The organism is Solirhodobacter olei, assembly GCF_004010155.1.
GTDB lineage: Bacteria > Pseudomonadota > Alphaproteobacteria > Rhodobacterales > Rhodobacteraceae > Solirhodobacter > Solirhodobacter olei.
The window spans coordinates 1-25,377 of record NZ_RRYH01000050.1; the positions used below are offsets into that span (position 1 = coordinate 1).

The following is a 25,377-nucleotide window of genomic DNA, read 5'->3' on the forward strand; positions in this document are numbered from 1 at the left end:
AAGGAGCATGACAATGACTGCCGGCATAGCAGCCAAAGGCGGCAGCAGGGCAGCAAATGCTTCAGGCATCACGCCCTCTCGCGGGTTTCAGGACTCGCATCGGTCTCTCACTGCCAACCGGGAAATATCTGCCTGTCGTCAACCGGAGGTGGTTCGCAGGACCGAGAGGTGACAAAAGACTTGGACAAAACTTTGGCGCAGTCCGCTTCAAAACGAGCGCCCATCCCATGTTGCGCTCGTGCGACAGAAAGATTTCGAAAATTGGCGGCTCTGGACGATCTCGAGGCGCGCCCGGCGAAGCAGAAGCGCCCATATCGACGCCAAGCGTCGTCAGCTATGCTGGGCGCTTCGCTCCAGCCCTCGACTGGCAACGATCTTCGCCGAGGCGTGGACCTCGGCGAGACGCTCGTCGGAAAAGTCGAAATTACCTATGTCGGGCAGGATGCGCCGTGTTGCATTCGGCCCGATCAGCTTCATCTGCCAATCAGGGAAGGCGCGTGCGTCGATCGACGATATTCCGAACGGAACGACATCATGATGGCGCTTGTCCTCGATGATCTTGACGAAGACTTCACCCGTTTCATCGGGCGGTCCCTCGATGGTCTGCATGAAATAGGTCCCATCGTAGAGAAGAAGCCCAGTCACGCCGAGTCTCCTGTTTCTGGCCTGGCTCTCCGACAGGATTGCAAGAACGTCGTTCACGGGGTCATTTAGCCGCGAGACGCTGCGATAGGATATCGTCAGAAGGTCCTTCATAGCATTCGTCCCGGTTCGATTGCGGGGCTTTGAAACGCAAACCGGAAACCGAAGCCACTGGACCGAAGGACGCAAGAAGCGCCCGGGTCCCCACCGAGAAGTCCGCCCCTTTGGCGGCCCCGCCGGGGGCGTACTCCTCGCACATCAGGCCCTGCGGTTGTCCCGTTCGCGCTGCAAACGCCACCGCAGATAACCCTTATATCGCCGCTCTTCCCCTCCGCTGCATCCCGGAATCGACATAATATGCATCACATATGCGGATTTTTGCGTTCTTGCGGGGCACGGGCGGGCAAGATCCCGCCCAACTGGGCCGCGGCAGGGTCGCTCGGTCGGGATGCACGGCTAGTGCGACCAGCCAACCGCCCACCGCAGACAGGAGCTGTCTGTAAAGGGAGGCGCCTTCCACACGGTCAGCAGCACAAATCCGGTCACGGCGACGGCAAAGTCCCATGTCAATCCGACAGCGCTGATCCAGACCGGATCGTAAAGCGCGGCGGCTTGAATACCGACCACCGATGCGTTGGCGCCGCGCATGCGTTTATCAGCCTGCTCAATTAGTCGCTGATCCGGAACGGTTTTCCTCGTCGCTGAGCGGGACGGCATAAGGAGTCACAGCTTTCCGACCAGTTGAATGTGTGTTTGATGCCGCTGGTCCGCTTCAATTGGCCAGCAGCCTGGGCAGACGGGCGAGGTTGTTGGCTGCCATCGTCAGGATGAAGCGGGAACGGACCCGCTCGAGGCCGCGATAGACGGTTTGCGCCATGCCACCCACGGTATTTGCCCAGCCGAAGGCTTCCTCGATCCGTTTGCGGTGTTTGTCGACAGGACATACCCCTCGTGCCGGGTGGTTCGTCGTCGATCGCTGAATATCTGGATTTCTGCACGACATTCGGCGTGACGCGGGCCCGGCGCAGGTCAGTGACAAACCCAGCAACATCATTCCCTTTATCCACATCCAGCTTGAGCTGCCGGGTCGATCCGGGGGACTGACGATGGCTCATGTCCAGCGCGGCACGCCGCTCGGCACGGCCGTCAGCCTGGGTGAGGTCTCCTTGCACGACCAGACCGATACGGTTCTCCATGAGCGCATGCTCGATGAAGCACAAGTTGGCACCCGTGCCCGTGGATTTCTTGTAACGCCGCGCCTCGGGCGGGATCCGTGGTCGAGGCATGTGTGGCATTGGTCCGCTTCTCGCCCCGGAAGCCGACTTCGGCAGTGCGGTTCTGGCGGATGTTGCTGGGCATCGGCTCGGTCTTGGTTTGGGCGTGTTCGGTAGGATCTGCAGGTTCGACGTCAAGCGTTGGGGCAGCCCCCGGATCCTCGTCATCGAGCGGGGTGTCCTCCGCCTTCGGCTGAAAGCTCTTCATCGAAGCCCAAGCCTTCACCAATGTGCCATCGGCGGAGAAATGCTCGTCCGACAGCAGCAGGGCCACTTCGCGATGCGCCAGGATCGCGGCCATCACCTTGCGCGACATCTCGGTCGTCAGCAGCCGGTCGCGGTTCTTCGTGAACACCGTCGGCCTTCGGCTCGGGGCTTCGCCCGTTCAGCGCTGAAATCTGTCCACTGGACACATTTCCGGACGCCCTTCACCCCAGACCGGATCGTCGATCCCCAAGCCGACGAACCAGCGGAACAACAGATTATACTGCATCTGTTCCATCAGCTGCCGCTCGGACCGGGCCGAGAACAGGATCTGAAGCGGGCTCGCCCGGACCAGCCGTTCGGGCGCGATAGAGGGGCGACCAAAATCAACGTAGAGCCCCTCGAACTCCCCATCGAGGCTGGCAAGTGCGTCATTCACCACCTGACGAATCTTGCGCAACGGGCGCCGCACAGGGATGCGCTCTTCCAGATCCACATAGTTGAACAGCGACCCGCTCGTCTCGTCCGCGCTGCGCATCGTAACCCCCGTCAAACTTGCCAAAACGAGGAGTCATGTTCTCAAATCATTGTCGACTCAGCACCATTTCAGCGGGGCTGCTAAAGAAACGCACGGTGGCTGATGGGTTGTCGCGAGCTATTCTTCACTAATGTCCGCTCTACCTTGACACGTCCGGACAGTTGCGCTTCCGGCGAACGGAAACTTCCCGCCCGTTCTCCCCTAGACTACGGCAGCAGTTTTCAGTCTGACAGCGCCGTCCGCAATTGTCTGACAGCCCCAAGGGAGCCGACGGGCCCAAATTGGCAATCATCTCAGGGCCTACCAGAAGTTCGAAGCCGCCGTTCACAAGGGCGTGTAAACCTCTCGAAACTGATCTGGTGCAAGGTTTACTCCAGCCAGGTGCGCCAGTGAAAGAACGGGCGATCCGGAGCGTATGCGGGTCGCGCGCAATGCTGGAGATGGTGACAGTGAAAAGGAAACATCCCCGGGCGGGGCGGCGGCTTGCGTCGCGCCCCAGCGCAACGCCGGCCAATTCCATATCGGGCCGGAAACGGGGGGCGATCCGATGCAGAGGATGACGAAGGGGCGGCCCGCGTCCGACGTGATGCGCCTAGCGACCGGGGACGAGGCGGAGATCGCGGAACCAGGCGCGACGGTGCGGGTCTGGGACCCACTGACGCGGGTGTTCCACTGGAGCCTCGTCCTCACCATGCTCGCCGCCTATGAGACGCCGTCCATGGACGATGCAATCCATGCGCGGGCTGGCTATGCGGCGGCCGGGCTGGTGGCGTTGCGGGTCGTCTGGGGGCTGGCCGGACCACGCTATGCGCGGTTTTCGAACTTCGTGAAGCGGCCGCTGACGGTATTCGCCTATATGCGCGACATCGTCCGCCGCACCGCGACACGCCACCTGGGCCACAACCCGGCAGGCGGCGCAATGGTGGTCGCACTGATCCTGTCGGTTCTGACGACGGCGGTCACTGGTTTCCTGATGTACACCAGCGCCTATCAGTATGGCGACGACACCATCCCCAGGCTGCACATCCTCGCTGCGAATGCCACGCTCGTGCTGGTGGCGATCCACCTGACAGGGGTGGGGGTCGTGAGCCTTTTGCAGCGCGAGAATCTGGTTGTCAGTATGTTCACCGGGCGCAAGCGCCGCGCGGGACCCGACGACATCGACTGAGAGCCCGTGTTCCAGCAGCTTGCCCCGGTTCCAGTTAGCCGCATTAACTGAAAGACTGATACCTTGTTCAGAGCCAATGCAGCGATTGCAGCGCTCGGCCCCAAATGGGTTAGCCTGCCAACTCAACACCACGGCGCACGGGGCCGTTTCCAGTTGTAGCGGACGCTCGCCACCCGAATGGCGAAGGAGAGTGACACGGCACAGGCAGTAATCACGGGCTCAGGCGCGTCAAGCCGCAGGCCGGCGACTTAGATCGCCGCGCCCGCTAGTGCTGCAGGGGAATAGACATCTTCCCGCAGGACACGACGAATCTCGGCGGCCATCACATTGCTCAGAAAGCCACCGCCGACTGCCGTCATCATCCCGAGGAGCACAGCACCAAGCGCGTTCAAACCGCTATGCGATCAAGTTCACGATCCTGCGCGACCGCCCAAGCGGCAGCGCCGGGGACGGCGATATCTTCGGAGCGCAGCAATACGCGCCTCTTCTGGATGTCGAGATCGAATTGGACAACTGAGGTCTCGGCCGCGCCGGGCAACGCCCGGCGCACTGCCAGAACATGACTTTGGCAGCGAGGGCGATGGCGGAAAGGAAGACCCACCGCCATGCTCGTTCCGATGCCTTCTATCTCTGGGCCACCTGCGCCCTGGCAATGACACCGGCACAGCGCCCTCCGGGGTCGAAGTCACCTGCGTTCTGGCAAGTTGGCAATGCCTTCCTGCCCTCCCAAGCCATAGGTACGCTCGCGCAAGGGCATTTCCGAAATGGCGGCTTGCAGCATCTCTAGGATTAACGCTTCAGCGCGGCTCAGCCTTCGGCGCGGATTCGTTACAAGGTGTATGTCGACAGCAGGAGCGTCGCTGTAAGGCGGCAGTCGCCAGAGCAGCGCGTCTCGCAGGTCTCGCTCCACGACATGGATCGGCAACGGCCCGATACCGAGGCCGCAAAGGATCATCCGGCGCACCTCCTCAAGCTGCATGGACTGGCCAACCACCCGCAGATCAAGGAGATGCTGCTGGCGCAGCAGCGCCACCGGCCGCAGCGCGTCGCGCAGATCGTCCGTCTCGAAGGACACGACATCGCAGTTTCGCAAATCCTGCACCTGCAGGTCATGGCGCCCGAACAGCGGATGCGGCGGCCCGCAGAAGAAGCCGAAGTACTCTCGATAAAGTACCTGATAGTCGAGCCTGGGAAGCTTGCGGTTGACGAGGCAAATGCCCAGCGTCGCCTTCTGGTCGCGCACATCCTCCACCACCTCGGCGCTTGACCGGATCCGCATCTGATAGGTGATGCCCGGATGCCGTCGGTAGAGCTCGGTCAGGGCGCGGTCGAGGATCGGCGTCGTCACATGCGAGGCAAGGTGGATCGTGACCCGGCCCGACACCTCCTGCCCGGCCGTCGAGGTCGCCTCCTTCAGCCGGGATATGTCGCCATAGATATCGGTGCAGCGGGCGTAGAGCTCGCGGCCCGCGGCCGTCAGCCGGAATGACCCGCCACCGCGCTCGATCAGCCGCATCCCGAGATCCGCCTCCAGCCGCTGAAGCGCGAGGCTGATCGCCGGCTGCCGCCGCAGAAGTCGGCTGGCCGCCCGCGTTATGCTCTCTTCCTCAACGATCACCACGAAGGTGCGCAGCAGGTTCCAGTCGAGATTGGTGACGAACTTGTCGTCGGCGCTTCCGGGACGGGAAGTAAGGGCATTATCCATATTAATGTTGCTCATTGTGAATATGAATTTTGTCAATTTCATTGCTTCGTGCAATAGCTAGTTCACGAACCCTCCCGAAAGGTTGAGCGATCCGGATGGCTCTCGAAGTGGCGAAATTTGACAAGCGGCCCTGGGTGCTGCTGAGCCCTGCCCTGGTCACGATCACCGCTCTGGTCGTCATCCCGATGGCGTTCATGCTGGCCTATTCGTTCTATCTCAACGTCGACCTGGCGGTGGACAAGCCTGCCTTCCAGTTCGGCAACTGGATCGAGATCGCGACAGACAAGTACTACTACGTTGCGATCTGGAAGACGTTTCGCCTCTCAATGATCGTTACCCTGCTGGCGGCGATCTTGGGCTACGTCCCGGCCTATTTCATCGCGATGACGCGGTTCCGGCACAAGTGGATGCTGCTTCTGCTGCTGATCATGCCGTTCTGGATCAGCTTCATCATTCGCACGCTGAGCTGGATCCACATCCTGGGCCACGACGGGGCGATCAACAGCCTCCTGCTCTACCTCGGCGTAATCAGGCACCCGATGGACATGATGTACAACCAGTACACGGTCATTGTGGGCTTCATCCACGTCTTCCTGCCCTACATGATCCTGAACATCTACGTCTCGCTCGACGGGATCGACCGCAACCTGGAGCCGGCCGCCCGCACCCTCGGCGCGACAGGATGGCAGGCCTTCCGGGAGGTCACGCTGCCCCTGTCGCTGCCCGGGCTCGGCGCCGGATGCCTGCTGGTCTTCGTGCTGACCGCCGGCAGCTACGTCACCCCGCTTATCCTGGGCGGGCCGAACGACTTCCTGTTTGGCAACCTGATCTACGACGCAATCATCACCGAGCTGAACTGGCCGATGGGCGCCGCGCTTTCGATCACCCTACTGGTACTGCTCGGCGTGGTGGTGATTGTCTACAGCCGGCTCATGGGCCTGCGCCAGCTGGCCAAGGCCTTCGCGTGAGGAGGGGCTGATGCGTGCATGGACCCTCATCCGTTTCTATACCGTCTTCGTCTACATATTCATGTTCGCGCCGATCGCGGTCGTCCTGATCCTCGCGTTTAACAAGGCGGAATTCGCAAGCTTCCCGATGACCGGCTTTTCCCTCCGCTGGTTCGAGCGGCTGTTCAACGATCCCACGATCATGCGCGCGTTCAGGACGTCGCTGACACTGGGCCTGATGGTTTCTGCCATCTCGACGACGCTCGGCGTCATGGCCTCGATCGCGCTCGTGCGTTACGAGTTCCGCGGCAAGGACCTGATGACCACATTCCTGATCTCGCCGGTGCTGGTGCCAGAGACGGTGATGGCCGTGGGCCTCCTGATCTTCTTGCGTTACCTGCATATGCCGCGCAGCTTCGGCCTTCTGCTCCTCGGCCATTCGATCCTGGCGCTGCCCTTCGTGGTGCTGGTGGTGCAGGCCCGCCTCGTCGGCATCAAGCGCGAATACGAGGAGGCTGCCAGATCGCTCGGCGCCAACCCGCTGCAGACCTTCTTCTCGGTCACGCTTCCGCTGCTGCTGCCCGCGGTCTTCGCGGGCGCGCTTTTCGCCTTCACCATCTCCTTTGACAACATCACCGCCACGCTCTTCTGGCGGCCGTCTGGGATGGAGACCGTTCCGACGCAGATTTTCGGAATGCTGCGCAATTCGATCAGCCCCGAAATCAACGCGCTCGGGTTTGTCATGATCAGTGTCACTGCCGGGGTGCCCCTGCTGGCGGGCGGGCTGGCACGCTATTTCGGACGAAAAAACAGAGCCCGCCATCCAACAAGGAGTCTGACATGAAGAAGATGGACAGCACGACTCGGCTCGAACGCCTGCGCGAGGCGATGGGCAACGGCGATATCGACAAACGCGACTTCCTGCGCCTGCTCGGCTGCGCCGGCATCACGGCGGGCCTGAGCGGGGGAATCATGACGTCGCTGGCGACGCAGGCCCGTGCCGCCGGCACCGATCTTTATTTTGAGGGCTGGGGCGGCGTCGTCAGTGAGGCGCTGCGCAAGTACGCATTCGACCCCTACACCAAAGCCACGGGCAACAAGGTGATCGACTCGACCTTCGGCGGCGAGAAGGAGGTGCTGACCAAGATCAAGGCGGCCGGTAGCACCAAGGGCCACAACATCCTGCACAGCTCCGGCGTCGACTGGTACATGCGCTGGACCAAGGGCGGCTACGGCGTGAAGCTGGACATGTCGAAGATCCCGAACTTCGACAACGTGATGGAATCCATCGTCGCGCCGTTCAAGAAGATCACGCCGGGCTATCTTTCCGCGGTGCCCTACGACTACGGGACCACGGGCATCGCCTACAACACCAAGCATATCAGTAAGGAGGAGGCCGAGGCGCAGGGCGCCAACATCCTGCTGAACCCGAAATACAAGGGGAAGATCGGCGGATGGGGCGGAGACTGGGCCAACCGCGCCTGGTTCGGTGCATTGCAGTCGGGCCAGGACCCGAACAACATCACCGACTGGAACGCCGTCTGGGCCAAGGTGCGCGAGATGCGCGGGCTGGTGAAGAAGTACTGGTCTTCGGGTGCGGAACTGATGGACCTTCTGGCCAGCGAGGAAATCTGGGTGACCGAGGCGTGGTCGGGCCGCGTCGCCGCGCTGCAGGCGCAGGGTCATCCGATCGGCTATTTCGATCCCAAGAACGGGCTGGCATGGATGGAGAGCATGTTCGTGCTCAAGGGCTCGCCAATGGACGAGTCCGAGCAGCTTCTGAACTTCATGCTCGCGCCCGATACCGCGCTCGCTGTGGCGGCGGGTCAGAAATACCCGTCCTCACTCGATCCGACCAAGGTTAAGATGCCGGAGTCCGTTACCTCCTTGCCGGCCTTCGACCCCACCGGCAAGCTCGCCTCGCTCGTCTTCCGCGATCCGGTCAAGTGGAACGCGGTCGAGAAGGTGCAGGGCCGTATGTGGGATCGCATCAAGAAGGGCGGCTGAGCCCTTCAGAAACCGGGAAGGCGCGGCTGGCCCGCGCCTTCCCCATCGCAACGACTTCGGGACAAGGCGGCACCATGGCGCGCGTCGAACTGAAAGGCCTAACCAAATCATTCGGCCCGGTGAAGGCCGTACAGGCGGCCGACATCGCCTTCGAGGATGCCTCCTTCACGACGCTCCTCGGCCCGTCGGGCTGTGGCAAGACGACGATCCTGCGAATGATCGCCGGGCTGGAGCAGCCGACCGGCGGCGACATACTTGTCGGAGCGGACCGGGTTAACGACGTGCCGATCCACAAGCGCAACCTCGGGATCGTCTTCCAGAACTACGCGCTGTTCCCGCACCGCACGATCGGCGAGAACATCGCCTTCGGCCTGAAATACCGCAAGGTCCCGAAGAGCGAGATGGCCGCGAAGGTGCGAAACGCGCTCGACGTCGTGCGCCTGCCGGGGGTGGAGGACCGCTACCCAAGCCAGCTTTCCGGTGGCCAGCAGCAGCGCATCGCGCTGGCCCGTGCCATCGTGATCGAACCAGACGTGCTCCTCCTCGACGAGCCCCTCTCGGCACTCGACGCCAATCTGCGAGAGTCGATGCGGGTGGAGCTCAAGGCAATCCAGCACCGGATCGGCGTGACCTCTGTCTTCGTGACCCACGACCAGTCCGAGGCGCTCGCCATGTCGGACAGGATCGTGGTGATGAGTGCAGGCAAGGTGGCCCAGATCGGCACGCCAGAGGAGGTCTACAACCGGCCGGCCAACGAATTTGTGGCCGACTTCCTCGGCGCCTCGAACATTATCGAGGGTCGGCTCCAGGGCCGGGCCGATGGCGCAGTGGTTCTGCAGGTCGACGCCTTCGGCGCAGTGCCGGTGCGTGAGGACCGCGCCGCGTCGGTGGGCTCGGGCCCGGCTGCCAAACTGATGATCCGGGCGGAGAAGTTGCTGCTGACCGAGGGTCCGGCTCCGGAGGGTCGCATCGCCGTGAAGGGGGTCGTCGAGGCGGTGGACTACCAGGGCCAGCTCGCGCGCTACTTCGTTCGTGTGGGAGAGCGCACCTACCAGGCGATGAACATGATTGAAGGCCGTCCCTTCGCCGCGGGCGACGAGGTGACGCTGAGCTTCTCCCCCGCCGATTGCGCGGCGCTGCCCGCAGGGACCTGATATGTCGAACCTTTTCTACCAGACCGGCCTCCAGCGGCCTCAACTCGATCGCGCCGAGGGCATCTACCTCTGGGACAAGTCCGGCAAGCGCTATCTTGACGGCTCGTCGGGGGCGATGGTCTCCAATATCGGACATTCCAACCCGCATGTGCTGGCCGCGATGCGGGCGCAGATGGAGAAATCCACCTTCGGCTACCGTCTGCATTTCTCCTCCGACGTGGCTGAGGACCTCGCTGCCCGCACCGCCGCCTTGGCGCCCGAGGGGCTGAACAAGGTCTTCTTCGTCTCCGGCGGCTCGGAGGCAGTCGAGAGCACCCTGAAGCTCGCCCGCCAGTACGCGCTGGCCCGGGGCGAGGCGCAGCGGTGGAAGGTCATTTCCCGCTTCCCCTCCTACCACGGCAGCACGCTCGGTGCGTCGATGGTCACCGGCATGGCGCCGTTCAACGCCCCCTTCGCGCCAATGCTGGTTCAGATGCCGAAGATCGCGGCGCCGCGCGCCTATCTCGACGGGCTCGACCCCGACGATCCCGCCACCGGCCGCCACTACGCCGATCTCCTGGCCGAGGCGATCGAGCGCGAGGGCGCCGACACGGTGCTCGCTTTCATCGTCGAGCCGGTCGGCGGCGCCTCCACCGGCGCGCTGGTGCCACCGCCGGGCTACATGGAGCGCATCCGCGAGATCTGCGACCATTACGGCATTCTGCTCATCCATGACGAGGTGATGACCGGCGGCGGCCGCACCGGCCGTTTCTTCGGTTCCGAACACTGGGGGGGGCGGCCCGATATCATCTCGATCTCCAAGGGCTTCGGCGGTGGCTACGTGCCCCTCGGCGCGATGATCGCGCGCGACGATATAGTGGAGGCGGTGCTCGGCTCCGGGGGCTTCCAGCACGGCTTTACCTATGCCGGCAATCCGCTCGCCTGCGCCGCTGGCCTCGCCGTGCTCGACGTGATCGAGCAGGACGGGCTTGTGGCCAACGCGGCCGCAATGGGCGAGGTATTGAAGGGCCGCCTCGAGGCGCTGATGCAGCGCTTCCCATTCATCGGCGACGTACGCGGCAAGGGCCTGCTGACGGCGATCGAGCTGGTTTCGAACCGCGACACGCTGGCGCCGCTGCCGCGCGACCTGAACGCCTACACCCGGCTTGTCGACATCGCCTACGACAAGGGCCTGATCATCTATTCCCGCCGCACGCGGGGCGGCTATCTCGGCGACCATTTCCTCGTCTGCCCCCCCCTTATCATCACCGAGGAGGGGATCGAGGAGATCATGACCAAGCTCACCTCGGCCCTGGAGGATTTCGCGGCCGAAGCCGGGCCGCGCCTGACGGAGGCGGGCTGAGGCATGGCCGTCGCGATCACCATCGCAGGCGAGGCCGATGCGGAGGCCCTTGCCGACATGCTGGCCGCGCTGGCACAGGAACTCGGAGGGCGGGACCGGTTCCATTCCACGGCCGCAACCCTGGCGCGGCATTTCAGCGGCCCCCGCCCCTTTTTCCACGCGGTGATCGCAAGGGACGGCGGAACCCCGGCGGGCTTTGCCCTCTTCTTCCCGCACTTCTCGACCTGGCGTGGCCAGCCCGGTGCCTATGTTCAGGATCTCTGGGTCTCTCCTCCGGGGCGCGGCACAGGCCTTGGCGAGCGGCTCCTCGCCGCCAGCGCGCGCCACGCGGCAGAGGACTGGCGTGCCGCCTATCTGATGCTCTCGGTCGATGCGGCGAACAGCGGCGCCCGACGGTTCTACGAGAGGCTCGGATTCCGGCTGCAGGCCGACGACCGGCCGATGGCGCTCGATGGAACGGCCTTCGCCCGGCTGCGTTGCGTGGAGGCGCTGGCGTGAGGTTCCCGGACAAGACCGCCACCCTGCACGACGCGATCGCCGAGATCGGGGACGGCGCGACGATCATGCTCGGCGGCTTCGGCGTGCCGGGCACCCCATTCACGCTGATCGCCGAGCTGGTGCGGCAGGGGCAGACGGGCCTGACGATCATCAAGAACGACGCCAACGAAACCGGGATGGGCGTCGACCACCTGCTGGCGGCGGGGCAGGTGCGCCGGCTGATCACCACGCATATCGGCCTCAACCCGCGCGCCATCGGCCTGATGAACGAGGGCCGGCTGGAGGTCGAGTTCTGCGCGCAGGGGATTCTCGCCGAGCGCATCCGCGCGGGCGGGGCGGGGCTTGCCGCCATTGTCACCGATATCGGCCTCGGCACCGAGCTGGCCGCGGGCAAGCAGCATGTGATCATCGGCGGGCGTGACGGGGTGGTTGAGACGGCGCTCAGGGCCGACTTCGCGCTCCTCCACGCCGAGGTGGCCGACCCGTTTGGCAACCTCTGCTACGCGGCCACGGCACGGAACTTCAACCCGCTGATGGCGACGGCGGCGGGGCGGGTGATCGCCGAGACCGAGGCCTTGGGCCCGCTCGGCACGCTGGAGCCGGGGCGCGTCCACACACCCGGCCCCTTCGTCGACCGGGTTGTCCCGCTCGATGCGCTGACCGAGGAATATGCCGTTGTCCGACGCTAGAGCCCGCCTCCTCGCCCGCGCCGCGCGCGACATCGCCCCGGGGATGGTGGTGAACCTTGGCATCGGCCTGCCAACCCGGGTCATCGACCACCTGCCGCCGGCCTTTCCGGTCTGCCTGCACTCGGAGAACGGCATCGCCGGGATCGGCCCGACACTCGGCTACGACGCCGCCGACCGCAACCTAATCGACGCGGGCGGCGCCTATGTCTCCACGCTGCCGGGCACGTCGTATTTCGACTCCGCCACCTCCTTCGCGCTGGTCCGGGGCGGCCGGCTGGACCTGACCATGCTCGGCGCCTTCGAAGTGTCGGCGCGGGGCGATCTGGCCAACTGGAAGATTCCAGGTCTCTTCACCCCCGGTATCGGCGGCGGGATGGAGTTGGCACAGAAGGCGCGGCAGGTGACGGTCCTGACCACCCATCTCGACCGCAAGGGCAAGTCGAAGATCGTCCCCGAATGTACCCTGCCGCTGACCGCGCAGGCCTGCGTGAACCGGATCATCACCGACATGGCCGTGATCGACGTGACCGGGGACGGGCTCATCCTGCGCGAGCTTCGTGCCGGCCTCACTGTCGGCGAAGTGATCGCGGCCACGAGTGCCCCGCTGACTGTGCCGGACGGCACCCTGCCGGAGTTTTGAGGATTTGATGGACGACACGAGAGCCGCCCTGCTTAAGGCCGTGGATGACCGCTTCGATGCGGAGATCGCCTTTCTGGCCGAAGTGACCTCCCACCCCTCGACCCGCGGCAACGAGCAGTCCGCGCAGGATTTCATGGCCGGTGAGTTTGCGGAGCGTGGCTACGAGGTCGACCACTGGCAGATCGACGTGGCCGATATCCGCGACATGCCCGGTTTCTCCCCTGTGATCGGCCCCTACGAGGATGCCGTGAATGTCGTGGGCGCCCATCGTGCGCGCGGCAGGGGCCGCTCGCTCATTCTCAACGGCCATGTCGACGTGGTGCCCGAAGGCCCGCACGACATGTGGGACACGCCGCCCTTCGAGCCCCGCGTGGACGGCGGCTGGATGTACGGCCGCGGCGCCGGCGACATGAAGGCAGGACTGGCCGCCAATCTCTTCGCGCTCGATGCCATCCGCGCGACGGGCCACCAGCCGGCTGGCGATATCTTCCTGCAGTCTGTGGTCGAGGAGGAATGCACCGGCAACGGCGCGCTCGCCTGCCTCCAGCGCGGCTACCGCGCCGATGCGGCCTTGATCACGGAGCCTTTCGCGGAATCGCTGGTGACCGCGCAGGTGGGCGTGATCTGGTTCCAGGTCCATCTGAAGGGCTTGCCCGTCCACGTCGCCTACGCCGGAACCGGCGCCAATGCCATCGAGGCGGCGATCCCCCTCATCTCCGCCCTGCACGAGATGGAGCACTGCTGGAACGCCGCCGACCGACGCCCGGCCAGCTTCGCCCACGTCGGCCACGCCCTGAACCTCAACATCGGCAGAATAGCGGGCGGCGACTGGACGAGTTCCGTCCCTGCATGGTGCGTGTTCGACGTGCGCATGGGGCTCTTCCCCGGCCAGGACCTCGCCACCGCGCGCGCGGAGATCGAGGACACCCTGCGCCGCGCCGCCCGCGAGAACGACTTCCTGAGCAGGAACCAGCCCGAGATCGTCTATCACGGCTTCCAGGCGGAGGGTTATGCGCTCTCGCAGGACAAAAGCGAAACCGCCACGCGCGCGATCGGCACGCTGGAGGCGGCCCACCGCCACGTCACGGGTCGCGCCCTCGACAAGCTGCCGATCACCGCGACCACCGACGCCCGCTTCTTCGGCCTCTACGCCGACACGCCCGCGCTGGTCTACGGCCCGCGCGCCGAGGCCATTCACGGCTTCAACGAACGGGTCGACCTCGAAAGCCTCCGCCGCACCACCCAGTCCATTGCGATCTTCGTCGCCGACTGGTGCGGGCTGGAATCCGTCTGACCCCCAGGAAAGGAATGCCGATGCGCGAGGCCGTCATCGTCTCCACCGCACGCACGCCGATCGCCAAGGCCTATCGTGGCGCGTTCAACGACCTTGATGGCGCAACGCTGGCGGCCCACTCGCTGCGTGCGGCGGTAGACCGCGCAGGTGTGGCGGGCGAGGAAATCGAAGACGTGATCCTCGGTTGCGCCCTGACCCAGGGCGCAACCGGGGTCAACGTCGCCCGCCACGCGCTTCTGGCCGCCGACCTGCCGGTCAGCGTGGCCGGCGCCACGATCGACCGGCAGTGCGCTTCGGGCCTCGCCGCCATCGCCACCGCGGCGCATCGCATCGTCGCGGACGGGGCACAAATTACGGTCGGCGGCGGGGTGGACTCGATATCGCTCGTCCAGAACGCCCATTTCAACACCTACCGCGCCCGCGACGGCCACGTGTCCGAGGTCCGGCCCGACTACTACCTGAACATGCTGGAGACCGCGGAGATCGTCGCACGCCGCTACGGCGTCAGCCGCGCCGTGCAGGACGCCTACGCCCTGCAAAGCCAGCAGCGCACTGCCACGGCGCAGGAGGATGGCCGGTTCAATGACGAGATAGTGCCGGTCAGCGCCACGAAGATCGTCACGGACAAGAAGAGCGGCGCGACACGCCCGGAAGACGTTACGCTGACCGCAGACGAATGCAATCGACCGGGCACCACACTCGAAGGTCTTGCCGGGCTGAAGCCTGTCATGGGCGAAGACGGCGTAGTGACCGCAGGCAACGCGAGCCAGCTTTCCGACGGATCGAGCGCCGCCGTGCTGATGGAAGCGGCGGAAGCCACGCGGCGCGGCCTTGCCCCGCTTGGCGCCTACCGTGGCATGGCCGTTGCGGGCTGCGCACCCGACGAGATGGGCATTGGTCCCGTTTTCGCCATCCCGAGGCTCCTGCAGCGGCACGGACTGAACTTGGACGATATCGGTCTCTGGGAAATCAACGAGGCCTTCGCCTCGCAGCTGGTCTACTGCCGCGACCGGCTCGGCATCCCCGACGAACGCCTGAACGTGAACGGCGGGGCGATCTCGATCGGCCATCCCTATGGCATGAGCGGCGCCCGCATGGTCGGCCATGCGCTGATCGAGGGGCGACGGCGCGGCGTGCGCCATGTCGTCGTCAGCATGTGCGTAGGCGGCGGCATGGGAGCCGCCGGTCTGTTCGAGGTCTATTGAGCCAGGCCGGCAGCATCTAGCAGCCGCTCGGCGGAGCCGAACGCAAACGTCCAGCCGAGAGAGCCATGGCCGGCGTTGACGAACAGGTTCTCGAACCCCGCTCGGCCGATCATCGGCAGGTCGTCCGGCGTCTGCGGCCTGAGCCCGGCCCAGGCCTCGGGCGCCTCGTCGTAGCGCGCCGCCTCGGGCATCAGCGCCTGCGCCTTGGCGCGCAGCAAGGCAATTTCCTCCGGCGCGACCTCAAGCCGTTCGGTGAAGCTCGCAAAACCCGACACGCGCACCCGGTCTCCCATCCGCATCACAACGAACTTGCCGCCCGCGTCGGTGACCGAGAGGTCCGGCGCCACGTCCCCCGCCGGATAGGTCAGCGAGACGCCACGGACCCCCACGATGGGCTTGCGGACGACCGCGCCCCGCGGCAGGAGCGTCCCCGCTGCCCGGCCGGTCGCGATCACGAAGAGATCTGCTCCGATCTCGCCCTGGCTCGTCTCGACCGCGACAGCACGCCCGCCCGCGTGCCGCACTCGCTCTACCCGCGTACCGAACTGTAGCCGGCCGCCCAGCCGTTCGCGCAGGATACCGGCCAGGCCCTCGCAAAAGGCACGGCAGTCGCCGACCTCTGCATCCGGCAGATGGATCGCCCCGGCTATCGGCCGGGTCCCACCCTGAAGCGCAGGCTCGCGCGCGCGGGCCTCCTCGGACGACAGGACCACGTGGCGGCCACCGAAGCGGGCCTGGAACTCGGCCGTCCGCGCCGCCGCCGCCAGTGCCTCCTCAGTCGGATGAACGATCAGTTTGCCGGGGCAGCGCCAATCGAAAGCGAGCGGATGCCTCTCGATGAACCCATGGAAGGAGGCCTTGGACAGATGCGCCAGCTCCAGCATCGCGGCCGTGTTGCGGCGCCATGCCGCGCCGGTGCATTGGCTGAGGAACCGAATCGACCAGGGCCAGCGGCCGGGCAGGCCCAGTCCCCAGATGTCCAGGCCCTGGCTGCGGTCTGCCATGCTTGCGGGAAGCGACCTGAGAAATCCTGCCGAGCCCATCGCGCTGACCCTGTCGAACAAGAGTTGGCCGGCGTTACCCCGGCTCGAGCCCTCGGCCGGCCCGCCGCCTGCATCCAGCACCGTGACCCGGAAGCCGGTTTCTGCCAGCCGGCAGGCTGTCGCCAGACCAACGATCCCTGAGCCCACGACGATTGCGGATGCATCTGGGCCCATCGCAGGGGTTCCCGCCGCTCGCATAATGACCTCCCAGATTGATTGTCTGCTGACGGTTTGCACGCGACCGGCTGCTGCTGCAACGCCTAAGGGAACCCTCGGCACTGCCCGTCGTGAGATGAGTTGGGACAGGAGGACCTGGCTTGGAACAGGGATGCACCACCTGTCTCCCTTGATCACTTCAACCCCGGGTGCGGGATGGGGCGCTTTGCGGTCGCCTGGACAAGGCGGCTCATGATGATAGCAGCCCCTGCCCTCAGACCCTCGAGGCACACGCCAATTTACGCGCCTTGATGGCCTCGATCATCGTCGCCCGGACCTGCTTGGTGAAGGTCAGGTCGCGACGCGGCGCAGACCGCGCCGACTTCATGTACCGCCGATCGTCACCGCAGAGACCAATGGCGTCGAGCAGCAGGCCCGGCTCGCGAATGTCTACAAACGGAATTGGAAGCCCCCCACCCAGGCGAAACCGGCATGACCTCGGCCCATGCCGGATGCGCGCGGCCCTGCATTGGCCCAGGACGATCAAGCAGCAAGCATACCTGACCAGGCATTACGAAGACGCAGTCCAAGTTTTGGGCCGGTGCTATGTCGGCATGGAAACTTTAGCGCACGACTGACCTTGGCCGCCACGATTGCCGCGGCAATCGTCGCCGGCAGCGTTTCACCGAATGTGATGGATATCGGGCTCCAAGCCGCGGCAATTACGATACCATCGATGGAATCTCTGAGGGTTGCGCGAGGAGCTCACCTGCTTGAGATCTTCATGGCGCGATTGATCTGGGTCCCTTCGGCCCTGCGCCCCCATCTCAGCCGGGTCTGTGAACACTCACGCCGGACCACCCCGCCCGAGCATTTGCTCATTGATCGCCCTCTGGCTGTGAGCCGCGAGCGTTAATCGTTGCTGCGACCTTCCATCAACTCTACCAGTCCGCGCAATAGTGCGGACGGCCTGGGCGGGCAGCCAGGAATTTTGAGGTCGACATGCATGACAGCGGATACGCCCCCTTGCACGGCATAACTTCCGGCAAAGCATCCTCCGTCGATCGCGCAGTCGCCTGCGGCGACGACCCATTTTGGCGCCGGCGTGGCGTCATAGGCCCTCTGCAGCGCCTCGGCCATGTTCCGTGTCACAGGACCGGTCACCAGCAAGACATCGGCATGGCGGGGTGAGGCGACGAACCGCAGGCCGAACCGCTCCAGATCGTAGAAAGCGTTGCTCAGCGCGTTGATTTCAAGCTCGCAACCGTTGCAGGATCCGGCATCGACCTCGCGGATCGAAAGGCTGCGCCCCAGCACGTGACGGGTGGCCCGGACCAGTTTTGAGCCGAGCGCGTCCCGCTCCGCCGCCTCTTCCCGTGCCAACGGCTCACCAAGTGGGCCACGCAGCAGTCCTTCCAGAAGCAATCTCCGCATGACCCGTTCCTAGAGATCGTGCCCCGAATAGGAGCAGTTGAACGATTTGTTGCACAAAGGAAAATCCGCGATGATGTTGCCCTCGATGGCGGCCTCCAGCAGCGGCCACTGGAACCACGACGGATCGCGCAGATAGCCCTCAGCGATCGTGCCCTCCGGGCCGATTTCGATCCAGGCGAGGATGTCGCCCCGGAATCCTTCCACGAGACCGAGCCCCATCGCACCTGACCCGCCTTCCGGAAGATCGGCGAAGACGGGACCCGCGGGCAGGCTGTCGAGGATTTGCTCGACCAGCGCCAGCGACTGGCGCACCTCCTCGATCCGGATCCATATCCGCGCGTTCACGTCGCCATCGCTGCGGCACGGCACATCGAAGGCCAGACGGTCGTAGGGCCCGTAGGGGAGACCCCGTCTCGCGTCGAAGGCGCGGCCGGAGGCCCGCCCGACGAAGCCGCCCGCGGCGAAGCGCGCCGCGAGATCCGGTGAGAGCCGGCCGGTTCCCACCGTGCGGTCGAGGAGAGAGGGGCTGTTGTCGTAAAGTCGGACCAGCGCGCCAAATCGCGCCCGGATGTCGCCCAACAGGTCCGACACGAGGGCGGCGCCGTCGGCGCGGAGATCGCGCGCCACGCCACCGGGCCGGATCATGTCCTGCATCAGCCGGTGGCCGAAGACGGCGTCGGCGGCCCGCAGGACTCTCTCGCGCAGCACCCCGCAATGGGCGTGCATCATCGCGAAGGCCGCGTCATTGCAGATCGCGCCGATATCCCCGAGGTGATTGGCGAGCCGCTCCAGTTCCGCCATCAACCCCCGGAGCCATAGCGCCCGGTCCGGGACCGTCATGCCGTGCGCGGCCTCTACCGCCTGTGAAAAGGCCCAGGCATAAGCGACCGTGCTGTCGCCGGAGGTGCGACCGGCCAGCATCGTGCCCCGTGCGATTGGGGCGCCGCGCAGGAGGCTGCCAATTCCCTTGTGAGCATAGCCCAGCCGTTCTTCCAGCCGCACGACCGTCTCACCCTGCGCCGTGAAACGGAAATGGCCCGGCTCGATGATTCCGGCGTGTATGGGCCCGACGGGGACCTGATGAAGGCTCTCGCCCTCGGCGGGAAGGAAGTCGTAGGCCGGCATCTCCATCACAGGGGTCGCCGTGCCGGGAGGATGGTGCACACCCAAGCGGCCGTGGTCGAGCCAGGGCCGCAGATCAGGCGCGCCTTCGGCAACGAAGCCGTAGATATCGCGGATGGCGCGCTCCGGCCGCTGTGCGGCGGCATGGTGCCGGCCGACAGAGGGAAAGCTGCTGTCGGTTGGATAGGTCAGCAGGCCGAGCCTCCCGGTCCCTGGCCGGCGGAGCGCCATGTGGACGCCCCGGCGCGAGGCCCAGAGCCCCATCAGTTCCACCGTGTCGCGCCCGAGCGCCTCGGCCGCGGCGACCCATTCCATGAGACCGACGGCACGTTCCGGAATCGGCGCGGACCGGACGTCGGCGGACGACAGATCGATGCATTCGAGGATATCCGCCATTCTTCCTACCCCAGAAGACGCGCGACGTTCTGAAACCAGTGCTCCACCGGCCCCGGCAGATAGAGCCCGGCCGTCAGAACGATCGCCATATGCAGGTAAAGGGCCACCGGGGCGGCCCGCGCCGGGTGTTCCGACCCTTCCGGCGGACCGAAGACAAGGCTGGTCAGGCGCAAGAGCAGGGCACCGAACGCCAGGAGCAGCCCGAAGACCAACAGAAGCGCCAGGGCGGGCGTCCGGGCGAAGGTCGAGGTGACGATGAGGAACTCGCTCAGGAACACCCCGAACGGCGGCATCCCGGCGATGGCGAGAATGCCGAGCGCCAGCCCCCAGCCGAGGGCCGGATGGCTCTGGCTCAAACCTCTGATCTCGGCGAACTTCTGCGTGCCCTTGACCTGCGCGGCATTGCCGACGCCAAAGAAGATGGCCGACTTGGTCAGACTGTGCATCACCATGTGCAGGAGACCTGCGAAATTGGCCAGGGGCCCGCCCATTCCGAAGGCGAAGGTGATGATGCCCATGTGCTCGATCGAGGAATAGGCGAAGAAGCGCTTCACGTCCCTGCGCCGGTAAAGCATAAACCCCGCAAAGATCAGCGACACCAGCCCCATGCCGATCATGAGCGGACCGGGCGCCAGGGCTTCCGGTTGCGCGGCGACAAGCATCTTGAACCGCAGCACCGCGTAGAGCGCGACGTTCAGAAGCAGGCCCGATAGCACAGCGGAAATGGGCGTCGGCCCCTCGGCATGGGCGTCCGGAAGCCAGGCGTGGAGAGGGACGAGGCCGACCTTGGTGCCATAGCCCAGCAGGAGGAAGACGAAGGCGAGATTGAGAAGCGCCGGATCGAACCGGGGTGCTCCGGCGACAAGCCGGGTCCAGACCATCGACGGGGTTCCGTCGCCGAGGACCGGCTGGGCGGCAACATAGACCAGGATCGTCCCGAATAGGGCAAGCGCGATCCCGACAGAGCCGAGGATGAAATATTTCCAGGCCGCTTCCAGCGCTTCGTGGGTGCGGTATATGCCCACCATCAGCACGGTCGTCAGTGTTGCAAGTTCGATCGCCACCCACATCAGGCCGATGTTGTTCGACAGCAGCGCGAGGTTCATGCCGAACATCATGAGCTGATACATTGCATGATAGAACCGGACATAAACGGGCGTCAGCCGGCCGGTCTCGATCTCGTGGCCGATGTAACCGGCCGAGAACAGCGCGGCCGTCAGGCCAACGAAACAGTTGAGCACGATGAAGACGATGTTGAGATCGTCCACCAACAGATAGTTTCCGGGCTCGGGCCTCGGCAGCACGAAAAGGGCGACGGCCGCCAGGAAGGTCAGAACGCTCGCCAGGACGTTCAGCCGGGCGGTGAGCCGATATCCCGGCAGAAGCGCCAACAGCGCCGCCGATCCCACCGGTACCAACAGAATCGGAATGATGGGCGACAGGCTCATCGCCGTTCCCCCCGAAAGCTGTCGAGCGCCCGGACATCGACAGTGTCGAAGCGTTCGCGGATGCGGAACAGGAATATGCCGATCACGATGAAGGCCACCAGAATCGAAAATGCGACCGATATCTCGACGACAAGCGGCATGCCCCGGGCCCCGGCGGCCGCTAGGATCAGGCCGTTCTCCAGCGACATGAAGCCCACGACCTGGCTGACTGCGTTGCGCCGGGTCACCATCATCAGCAAGCCAAGAAGCACAACCGACAGCGCGAAGGCCAGATCCTCGCGGGCGAACGCGGTCGCCTTGGATGTGACGTGAAGCATCAGCACGATCGACAGGGCGACAAGGCCCATGCCGGTCAGCATGGTAAGCCCGGTGCCCACCACCTGCTCCACCTCGCGATGGATCCCGAGACGCTGGACGATCCTTGTCAGCGCGCTAGGGATGATGATCGCCTTGAAGATCAGCGCTATGGCGGCAGTGACGTACAGGTGGCCGGCCGCCTGCGTCCAGGCCTGCCAGGCGACTGCACCCGACAGCACGACGGCGTGCAGCGTGAACGTGTTCAGCAGCGCCTGCAGCCGGTCCTGATAGATCATCATGAAGCTCACGAGCACCAGCCCGCCGGCCAGCAGATGTGCGGTGTCGAAGGCCATCCGTTCCATCTAGAGCGCCCTTGAAACGAAAAGGAGGAGTGTGCCCAGCAGCCCCAGCATCAGCGCGACGCCGAGATAGTCGGGAACACGGAAGACACGCATCTTTGCGATCGATGCCTCGAACACGGCCAGTGCAGCCCCGCCGAGGGCGAGCTTCAGAAGGTAGGTTCCGATCCCAAGCGCCAGCGCCACGGGCGGATCTCCCTCGCGTGCGATGCCCCACGGCACGAACAGGCAGGCGATCAACGAGACGTAGAGCAGGAGCTTCAGCGCCGCAGCCAGCTCGATCATCGCAAGGTGCCGGCCGGAATACTCCAGGACCATTGCCTCATGCACCATCGTCAGTTCGAGATGCGTCGCCGGATTGTCGACCGGGATGCGGCCGTTCTCGGCAATCGCGACGATGACCAGAGAGACGAGCGCCATCCCGAGGGAAACGCGCAGGCCGACGCCCGGCGGCCCGTGAAGGACCTGAACGACCGTCGAGAGTTGTGTCGACCCGGCGACAAGCGAAAGGGCGAAGACCGTAAGCAGCATCGCCGGTTCGGCCATGGACGCGAACATCATCTCGCGGCTCGACCCGATGCCGCCAAAACTGGTGCCTACGTCCATGCCGGCCAGCGCAAGGAAGAAGCGCGCGGAGCCGAGAAGCGCCACGATCGCGATCAGATCCGCCGTCCAGCTGAACTGGAGGCCGGTCGCGAAGGTCGGCACCAGTGCAGCGGCGACCCAGCTCGCCGCAAAGACGAGATAGGGCGTGGCGCGGAACAGCCAAGACGCGTTCTCGGCCAGCACGACCTCCTTGCGCATGAGCCGCAGCAGGTCGCGGTAAGGCTGGCGGATCGGTGGCCCCGGGCGCCGCATCAGTCGTGCCTTTATGCGCCGCACCAGACCCACAAGCCCCGGCGCCAGTGCCAGCACCAGCAGCATCTGCAGACCCTGGATCGCAAAACCGGTGATCAGCGCCATATCGAAAGCACCAGAAGCAGGCTGACGAGGGTTCCCATGACGAACGCCAGGTAGCGCCGGATGGTCAGAAACTGCAGCCGGTTGGCCTCGGTCGCGACCTTCAGAATCCCCCGCGCCAGAGGCAGGTAGGCCCATTCCCAAATCAGGTCGTGCTGAATGACCCTGTGCCGCGCGGGCACCGTCGCGCCGGGGGGGGGCATCTCCACCTCCTCCCGGGCCCGCAGGAGCACCCCGCCGAGGACGCGCCGAAGAGGCTGAGCGAAGCTTCCTGCCCCGTATTGCGTCAGCGGGCTCGGATCGGGAAAGCCGCAGTCCCATGCCGGGGCCCGGCGCAGCGCACGCGTGCCGGCCCGATGCACGACCCAGGCCGCCGCCGAAGCGGTGGCCGCGATGAAGAGGCAGACGAGAAGGGGATTGTAAGTGCTTCGCGCGACGGCGACCGGAACGACGGTGAGCCACGGCTCCGCCGATTGGACCGGTAGCCGGCTCCTGGTCAGGGCCTCGACCACCGGCGCGAGGCGGTCAAGCACCAGCGCCGGAACCAGCCCGGCAAGTACGCAAAGGGCCGCAAGTCCGCCCATGGCCGCCAGCATGTAACGGTCGACTTCGCGCGCGTTGGAGGCCTCTGCGCTTCGCCCGCGGCCGAGAAAGCCGAGGCCGTAGAAACGGACGAACGCCGCCGCCGCGAGCGCCGCCGCAAGTGCCAGCATTCCGCCAGCGGCCGGAACCAGCATCTCGAGCCCGAGCTGCGGCAGCTGCGGGCTTTGCAGCACGGTCTGAAACACCATCCATTCCGAAGCGAAACCGTTCAGCGGCGGAAGCGCCGAGATCGCGACGACACCGATCAGGGTAAGAAAGCTCGTCACCGGCATCCTGCGGATCAGGCCGCCGAGGCCGTCCAGATCGCGCCGCCCGGTCGCGGTCAGCACGGCGCCGGAGCTCATGAACAGCAAGCTCTTGAACGCCATGTGATTGAATACGTGGAACAACGCAGCGCTCAGCGCCAGCGCGGCCGCTGTCGGCATGTCGTCCGCCCTGAACGCTTGGGCAAGACCGATGGCGGCGAAGATCACTCCGACGTTTTCGATGGTCGAATAGGCCAGGATCTTCTTCATGTCGTCGGCCACGGCCGCATTGACGATACCGAGAACCGCCGTCGCAACGCCGGTCAGTATCAGGACCGGGCTCACCATCCAGGGCAACGGGCCGATCAGGTCGAAAACCACGCGCAGGAAGGCGTAGATCGCAACCTTCGTCATGACGCCGCTCATCAGGGCGGAGACGTGGCTCGGCGCCGCTGGGTGGGCCCGTGGCAGCCACAGATGCAACGGCACGACCCCCGCCTTCGAGCCGGCCCCGACCAGAACAAGGAACGCGACGGCGATCGAAACCGGCATTGATCTTGGCAAGGATCGGATTGCGGCGAAGGCGTAATCCCCGCCGCTGCCCGCCAGCAGTCCGAAGGCGAGCACCAGCGCCATTGTGCCGAAAGCCGCCATGATCAGATAGATCAAGCCCGCTGCGCGCACCTCCGCCTCACGGTGATGTGCCATGACCAGGGCCCAGGAGAGCAGTGACATCACCTCCCAGGCGACAAGAAAAGTGAAGGCGTCATCGGCGAGGACGACGAGCGCCATCGCCCCCAGAAACCCCGGGTAGAAGGGCAGCACCCGTCCCGGCTCCTCCTCGTGCCGCCCGTAGCCGATGGCATAGAGGCTGGTCGCGGCACCGCCGATCCCGACGACCAGCAGAAAGAAGTCCGTCAGCGCGTCGAGGCGCAAGTGCGCGCCAATCCATGGAAGGCCGACAGGCAGGACCATTGCACTGCTGTGGCGATCACCCAGCCCCATCAGGCCGACACCGACCAGCCCGAGGCAAGGAAGGATCGACAGCGCGTAGATCAGGCCCGAAACTGAAGCTCGGCCCCGCAACGCGATCGCCAGTGGCGAGAGCAGGAACAGGCCCAGCGTGGCAATCGCGGCGGCCTCAATCATCGGCCTCGCCCTCGGCAGATTGTCCGATGCCGGGCCGTCCCGTGGGATCCTGAAGGCGCACACCGCGGCCCCCGCCGGGACTCTGCGCCCCCTCCCCGATCAGTTCGATCCCGGCTTCGCTGAGCGCGTCGACAACCTTTGTCAGACTGTCGACGATTCCGCGGACGTTACCCTGGCTCGCCTCCATGCGCTGGATCGTCGGAACAGAGACGCCTGCAAGCTTCGCCAACGTTCTCTGATCGATGCCGAGCAGGGCCCGCGCAGCGCGCATCTGAGCAGACGTGATCATGGGCGACTCATGTTTCAGGTATTCTTGAAGCATATTTTAGCATTATTATTGATATATGAAACATCAATATTGATGCGACCCAAGCTGCCCTTCGATTGCGCCGCCCCCGTTCGGGGCGAATGCTTGAGGTCGCCGACAGGCAGTCGCGGCGAGAGCGCCCGAACTGATCGGATGTGGGAGCGAGGCACAACGTGCTGACCGGCCGACGAAGCGGCGCCAAGCCCCAAATCGACTGATCTCTCAGCGGGTTTGCCCGAAGCCAACCGTCTGGGCTTTCTCACAGATCGTCATGAGAGAGAGGGTCGAAAGGTCTCTGCCGGGCAGGGTGATTGCGGGCGGCGCCGCTCTCGCGCCTCCGCCTGACCCGTTCTGCCCCCCCGTCGACGCCCGGGCAATTACGCTCGGAGAATTGACCTGCTCGGCGGAACAAATTTGCGCGCCGTCAATGGCGGACCGGTCCGGAAGTTCGGCCTGTCTTTAAACGCAAAAACGCCGAGGCGGTTGCCACGGCGGAAAGTGCATTATTTCTGGTTGCGGGAGTAGGATTTGAACCTACGACCTTCAGGTTA

General features: G+C 65.1%; 24 protein-coding genes and 1 pseudogene. 12 read left to right on the top strand and 13 right to left on the bottom strand.

The window, feature by feature from the left end; translation table 11 throughout:
• Positions 1 to 330: 330 nt before the first annotated feature.
• The 3 genes and pseudogenes from EIP85_RS21445 to EIP85_RS21455 all read right to left on the bottom strand — a co-directional run bounded on the left by EIP85_RS21445 (position 331) and on the right by EIP85_RS21455 (position 2,658).
• Positions 331 to 756: a BLUF domain-containing protein gene (locus EIP85_RS21445; RefSeq protein WP_127904257.1), complete on the bottom strand. Its 426-nt coding sequence runs from the start codon at positions 754 to 756 to the stop codon at positions 331 to 333.
• Between the two features lie 342 nt (positions 757 to 1,098).
• Positions 1,099 to 1,290: a hypothetical protein gene (locus tag EIP85_RS21450; RefSeq protein ID WP_206615621.1), complete on the bottom strand. Its 192-nt coding sequence runs from the start codon at positions 1,288 to 1,290 to the stop codon at positions 1,099 to 1,101.
• 124 nt (positions 1,291 to 1,414) lie between these two features.
• Positions 1,415 to 2,658, bottom strand: a pseudogene (locus EIP85_RS21455) (transposase).
• Positions 2,659 to 3,205: 547 nt separating this feature from the next.
• Between EIP85_RS21455 and EIP85_RS21460 the strand changes: the two are divergent.
• On the top strand, positions 3,206 to 3,826 hold the full coding sequence (locus EIP85_RS21460) for a cytochrome b/b6 domain-containing protein (RefSeq protein WP_241560134.1): 621 nt from the start codon (positions 3,206 to 3,208) through the stop codon (positions 3,824 to 3,826).
• A gap of 248 nt (positions 3,827 to 4,074) precedes the next feature.
• On the opposite strand, the gene EIP85_RS23545 is transcribed toward EIP85_RS21460, so the two are convergent.
• Positions 4,075 to 4,188, bottom strand: coding sequence for a TRIC cation channel family protein (locus tag EIP85_RS23545; protein ID WP_127904258.1), 114 nt, complete (start codon positions 4,186 to 4,188; stop codon positions 4,075 to 4,077).
• Between the two features lie 56 nt (positions 4,189 to 4,244).
• On the opposite strand from EIP85_RS23545, the gene EIP85_RS23550 reads away from it, so the two are divergent.
• Positions 4,245 to 4,343, top strand: coding sequence for a DUF4387 family protein (locus tag EIP85_RS23550; protein ID WP_422067227.1), 99 nt, complete (start codon positions 4,245 to 4,247; stop codon positions 4,341 to 4,343).
• 168 nt (positions 4,344 to 4,511) lie between these two features.
• Here EIP85_RS23550 and EIP85_RS21475 read toward each other — a convergent pair whose 3' ends face one another.
• The gene (locus tag EIP85_RS21475) at positions 4,512 to 5,573 is read right to left on the bottom strand and encodes a LysR family transcriptional regulator (protein ID WP_241560136.1); all 1,062 of its coding nucleotides are present in this window, start codon (positions 5,571 to 5,573) and stop codon (positions 4,512 to 4,514) included.
• A gap of 53 nt (positions 5,574 to 5,626) precedes the next feature.
• Between EIP85_RS21475 and EIP85_RS21480 the strand changes: the two genes are divergently transcribed.
• From EIP85_RS21480 to EIP85_RS21525, 10 genes are all read left to right on the top strand, one after another.
• On the top strand, positions 5,627 to 6,499 hold the full coding sequence (locus EIP85_RS21480) for an ABC transporter permease (RefSeq protein WP_127904259.1): 873 nt from the start codon (positions 5,627 to 5,629) through the stop codon (positions 6,497 to 6,499).
• Between the two features lie 10 nt (positions 6,500 to 6,509).
• Positions 6,510 to 7,322: an ABC transporter permease gene (locus EIP85_RS21485; protein WP_127904260.1), complete on the top strand. Its 813-nt coding sequence runs from the start codon at positions 6,510 to 6,512 to the stop codon at positions 7,320 to 7,322.
• Positions 7,319 to 8,485 carry an ABC transporter substrate-binding protein gene (locus EIP85_RS21490; RefSeq protein WP_241560137.1) on the top strand — a complete coding sequence of 389 codons (1,167 nt, stop codon included), beginning with the start codon at positions 7,319 to 7,321 and terminating at the stop codon, positions 8,483 to 8,485. The genes EIP85_RS21485 and EIP85_RS21490 overlap by 4 nt, the downstream gene beginning before the upstream one ends.
• Positions 8,486 to 8,559: 74 nt before the next feature.
• The gene (locus EIP85_RS21495; protein ID WP_127904261.1) at positions 8,560 to 9,639 is read left to right on the top strand and encodes an ABC transporter ATP-binding protein; all 1,080 of its coding nucleotides are present in this window, start codon (positions 8,560 to 8,562) and stop codon (positions 9,637 to 9,639) included.
• A 1-nt stretch (position 9,640) separates the two neighbouring features.
• Entirely contained in the window at positions 9,641 to 10,981 is a 1,341-nt protein-coding gene (locus tag EIP85_RS21500) for an aminotransferase family protein (RefSeq protein ID WP_127904262.1), read from the top strand.
• Between the two features lie 3 nt (positions 10,982 to 10,984).
• A complete protein-coding gene (locus tag EIP85_RS21505; RefSeq protein WP_127904263.1) occupies positions 10,985 to 11,479 on the top strand; it encodes a GNAT family N-acetyltransferase in 495 nt (164 codons plus the stop codon).
• Positions 11,476 to 12,168 carry a CoA transferase subunit A gene (locus tag EIP85_RS21510; protein ID WP_127904264.1) on the top strand — a complete coding sequence of 231 codons (693 nt, stop codon included), beginning with the start codon at positions 11,476 to 11,478 and terminating at the stop codon, positions 12,166 to 12,168. The genes EIP85_RS21505 and EIP85_RS21510 overlap by 4 nt, the downstream gene beginning before the upstream one ends.
• Positions 12,155 to 12,808: a 3-oxoacid CoA-transferase subunit B gene (locus EIP85_RS21515; protein ID WP_164871852.1), complete on the top strand. Its 654-nt coding sequence runs from the start codon at positions 12,155 to 12,157 to the stop codon at positions 12,806 to 12,808. Before EIP85_RS21510 ends, EIP85_RS21515 begins: the two co-directional genes overlap by 14 nt.
• 7 nt (positions 12,809 to 12,815) lie before the next feature.
• Entirely contained in the window at positions 12,816 to 14,102 is a 1,287-nt protein-coding gene (locus EIP85_RS21520) for an ArgE/DapE family deacylase (protein WP_127904266.1), read from the top strand.
• Between the two features lie 20 nt (positions 14,103 to 14,122).
• The gene (locus EIP85_RS21525) at positions 14,123 to 15,307 is read left to right on the top strand and encodes an acetyl-CoA C-acyltransferase (protein WP_127904267.1); all 1,185 of its coding nucleotides are present in this window, start codon (positions 14,123 to 14,125) and stop codon (positions 15,305 to 15,307) included.
• On the opposite strand, the gene EIP85_RS21530 is transcribed toward EIP85_RS21525, so the two are convergent.
• The 8 genes from EIP85_RS21530 to EIP85_RS21565 all read right to left on the bottom strand — a co-directional run bounded on the left by EIP85_RS21530 (position 15,301) and on the right by EIP85_RS21565 (position 24,841).
• Positions 15,301 to 16,524, bottom strand: coding sequence for an FAD-dependent oxidoreductase (locus EIP85_RS21530; protein ID WP_164871853.1), 1,224 nt, complete (start codon positions 16,522 to 16,524; stop codon positions 15,301 to 15,303). The two genes, EIP85_RS21525 and EIP85_RS21530, sit on opposite strands and share 7 nt — an antisense overlap.
• 894 nt (positions 16,525 to 17,418) lie before the next feature.
• Positions 17,419 to 17,940 (bottom strand): NADH-quinone oxidoreductase subunit B family protein, encoded by a 522-nt coding sequence (locus EIP85_RS21535; RefSeq protein WP_127904269.1) that lies wholly within the window; start codon positions 17,938 to 17,940, stop codon positions 17,419 to 17,421.
• A gap of 9 nt (positions 17,941 to 17,949) precedes the next feature.
• Positions 17,950 to 19,458, bottom strand: coding sequence for a hydrogenase large subunit (locus EIP85_RS21540; protein ID WP_127904270.1), 1,509 nt, complete (start codon positions 19,456 to 19,458; stop codon positions 17,950 to 17,952).
• 5 nt (positions 19,459 to 19,463) lie between these two features.
• A complete protein-coding gene (locus tag EIP85_RS21545; protein ID WP_127904271.1) occupies positions 19,464 to 20,906 on the bottom strand; it encodes a hydrogenase 4 subunit F in 1,443 nt (480 codons plus the stop codon).
• Entirely contained in the window at positions 20,903 to 21,565 is a 663-nt protein-coding gene (locus EIP85_RS21550) for a hydrogenase-4 component E (RefSeq protein ID WP_127904272.1), read from the bottom strand. Before EIP85_RS21550 ends, EIP85_RS21545 begins: the two co-directional genes overlap by 4 nt.
• Positions 21,566 to 22,525 carry a respiratory chain complex I subunit 1 family protein gene (locus EIP85_RS21555; protein ID WP_127904273.1) on the bottom strand — a complete coding sequence of 320 codons (960 nt, stop codon included), beginning with the start codon at positions 22,523 to 22,525 and terminating at the stop codon, positions 21,566 to 21,568.
• A complete protein-coding gene (gene hyfB / locus EIP85_RS21560) occupies positions 22,516 to 24,519 on the bottom strand; it encodes a hydrogenase 4 subunit B (RefSeq protein ID WP_127904274.1) in 2,004 nt (667 codons plus the stop codon). Before hyfB ends, EIP85_RS21555 begins: the two co-directional genes overlap by 10 nt.
• Positions 24,512 to 24,841 carry a helix-turn-helix domain-containing protein gene (locus tag EIP85_RS21565; protein ID WP_241560138.1) on the bottom strand — a complete coding sequence of 110 codons (330 nt, stop codon included), beginning with the start codon at positions 24,839 to 24,841 and terminating at the stop codon, positions 24,512 to 24,514. The genes hyfB and EIP85_RS21565 overlap by 8 nt, the downstream gene beginning before the upstream one ends.
• Positions 24,842 to 25,377 lie beyond the last annotated feature (536 nt).

Coding starts and splice junctions, on each gene's coding strand:
- EIP85_RS21445 (WP_127904257.1), bottom strand. CDS start 756: ATGAAGGACCTTCTGACGATATCCTATCGCAGCGTCTCGCGGCTAAAT.
- EIP85_RS21450 (WP_206615621.1), bottom strand. CDS start 1,290: ATGCGCGGCGCCAACGCATCGGTGGTCGGTATTCAAGCCGCCGCGCTT.
- EIP85_RS21460 (WP_241560134.1), top strand. CDS start 3,206: ATGCAGAGGATGACGAAGGGGCGGCCCGCGTCCGACGTGATGCGCCTA.
- EIP85_RS23545 (WP_127904258.1), bottom strand. CDS start 4,188: ATGATGACGGCAGTCGGCGGTGGCTTTCTGAGCAATGTGATGGCCGCC.
- EIP85_RS21475 (WP_241560136.1), bottom strand. CDS start 5,573: ATGAAATTGACAAAATTCATATTCACAATGAGCAACATTAATATGGAT.
- EIP85_RS21480 (WP_127904259.1), top strand. CDS start 5,627: ATGGCTCTCGAAGTGGCGAAATTTGACAAGCGGCCCTGGGTGCTGCTG.
- EIP85_RS21485 (WP_127904260.1), top strand. CDS start 6,510: ATGCGTGCATGGACCCTCATCCGTTTCTATACCGTCTTCGTCTACATA.
- EIP85_RS21490 (WP_241560137.1), top strand. CDS start 7,319: ATGAAGAAGATGGACAGCACGACTCGGCTCGAACGCCTGCGCGAGGCG.
- EIP85_RS21495 (WP_127904261.1), top strand. CDS start 8,560: ATGGCGCGCGTCGAACTGAAAGGCCTAACCAAATCATTCGGCCCGGTG.
- EIP85_RS21500 (WP_127904262.1), top strand. CDS start 9,641: ATGTCGAACCTTTTCTACCAGACCGGCCTCCAGCGGCCTCAACTCGAT.
- EIP85_RS21505 (WP_127904263.1), top strand. CDS start 10,985: ATGGCCGTCGCGATCACCATCGCAGGCGAGGCCGATGCGGAGGCCCTT.
- EIP85_RS21520 (WP_127904266.1), top strand. CDS start 12,816: ATGGACGACACGAGAGCCGCCCTGCTTAAGGCCGTGGATGACCGCTTC.
- EIP85_RS21525 (WP_127904267.1), top strand. CDS start 14,123: ATGCGCGAGGCCGTCATCGTCTCCACCGCACGCACGCCGATCGCCAAG.
- EIP85_RS21530 (WP_164871853.1), bottom strand. CDS start 16,524: ATGGGCCCAGATGCATCCGCAATCGTCGTGGGCTCAGGGATCGTTGGT.
- EIP85_RS21535 (WP_127904269.1), bottom strand. CDS start 17,940: ATGCGGAGATTGCTTCTGGAAGGACTGCTGCGTGGCCCACTTGGTGAG.
- EIP85_RS21540 (WP_127904270.1), bottom strand. CDS start 19,458: ATGGCGGATATCCTCGAATGCATCGATCTGTCGTCCGCCGACGTCCGG.
- EIP85_RS21545 (WP_127904271.1), bottom strand. CDS start 20,906: ATGAGCCTGTCGCCCATCATTCCGATTCTGTTGGTACCGGTGGGATCG.
- EIP85_RS21550 (WP_127904272.1), bottom strand. CDS start 21,565: ATGGAACGGATGGCCTTCGACACCGCACATCTGCTGGCCGGCGGGCTG.
- EIP85_RS21555 (WP_127904273.1), bottom strand. CDS start 22,525: ATGGCGCTGATCACCGGTTTTGCGATCCAGGGTCTGCAGATGCTGCTG.
- hyfB (WP_127904274.1), bottom strand. CDS start 24,519: ATGATTGAGGCCGCCGCGATTGCCACGCTGGGCCTGTTCCTGCTCTCG.
- EIP85_RS21565 (WP_241560138.1), bottom strand. CDS start 24,841: ATGCTTCAAGAATACCTGAAACATGAGTCGCCCATGATCACGTCTGCT.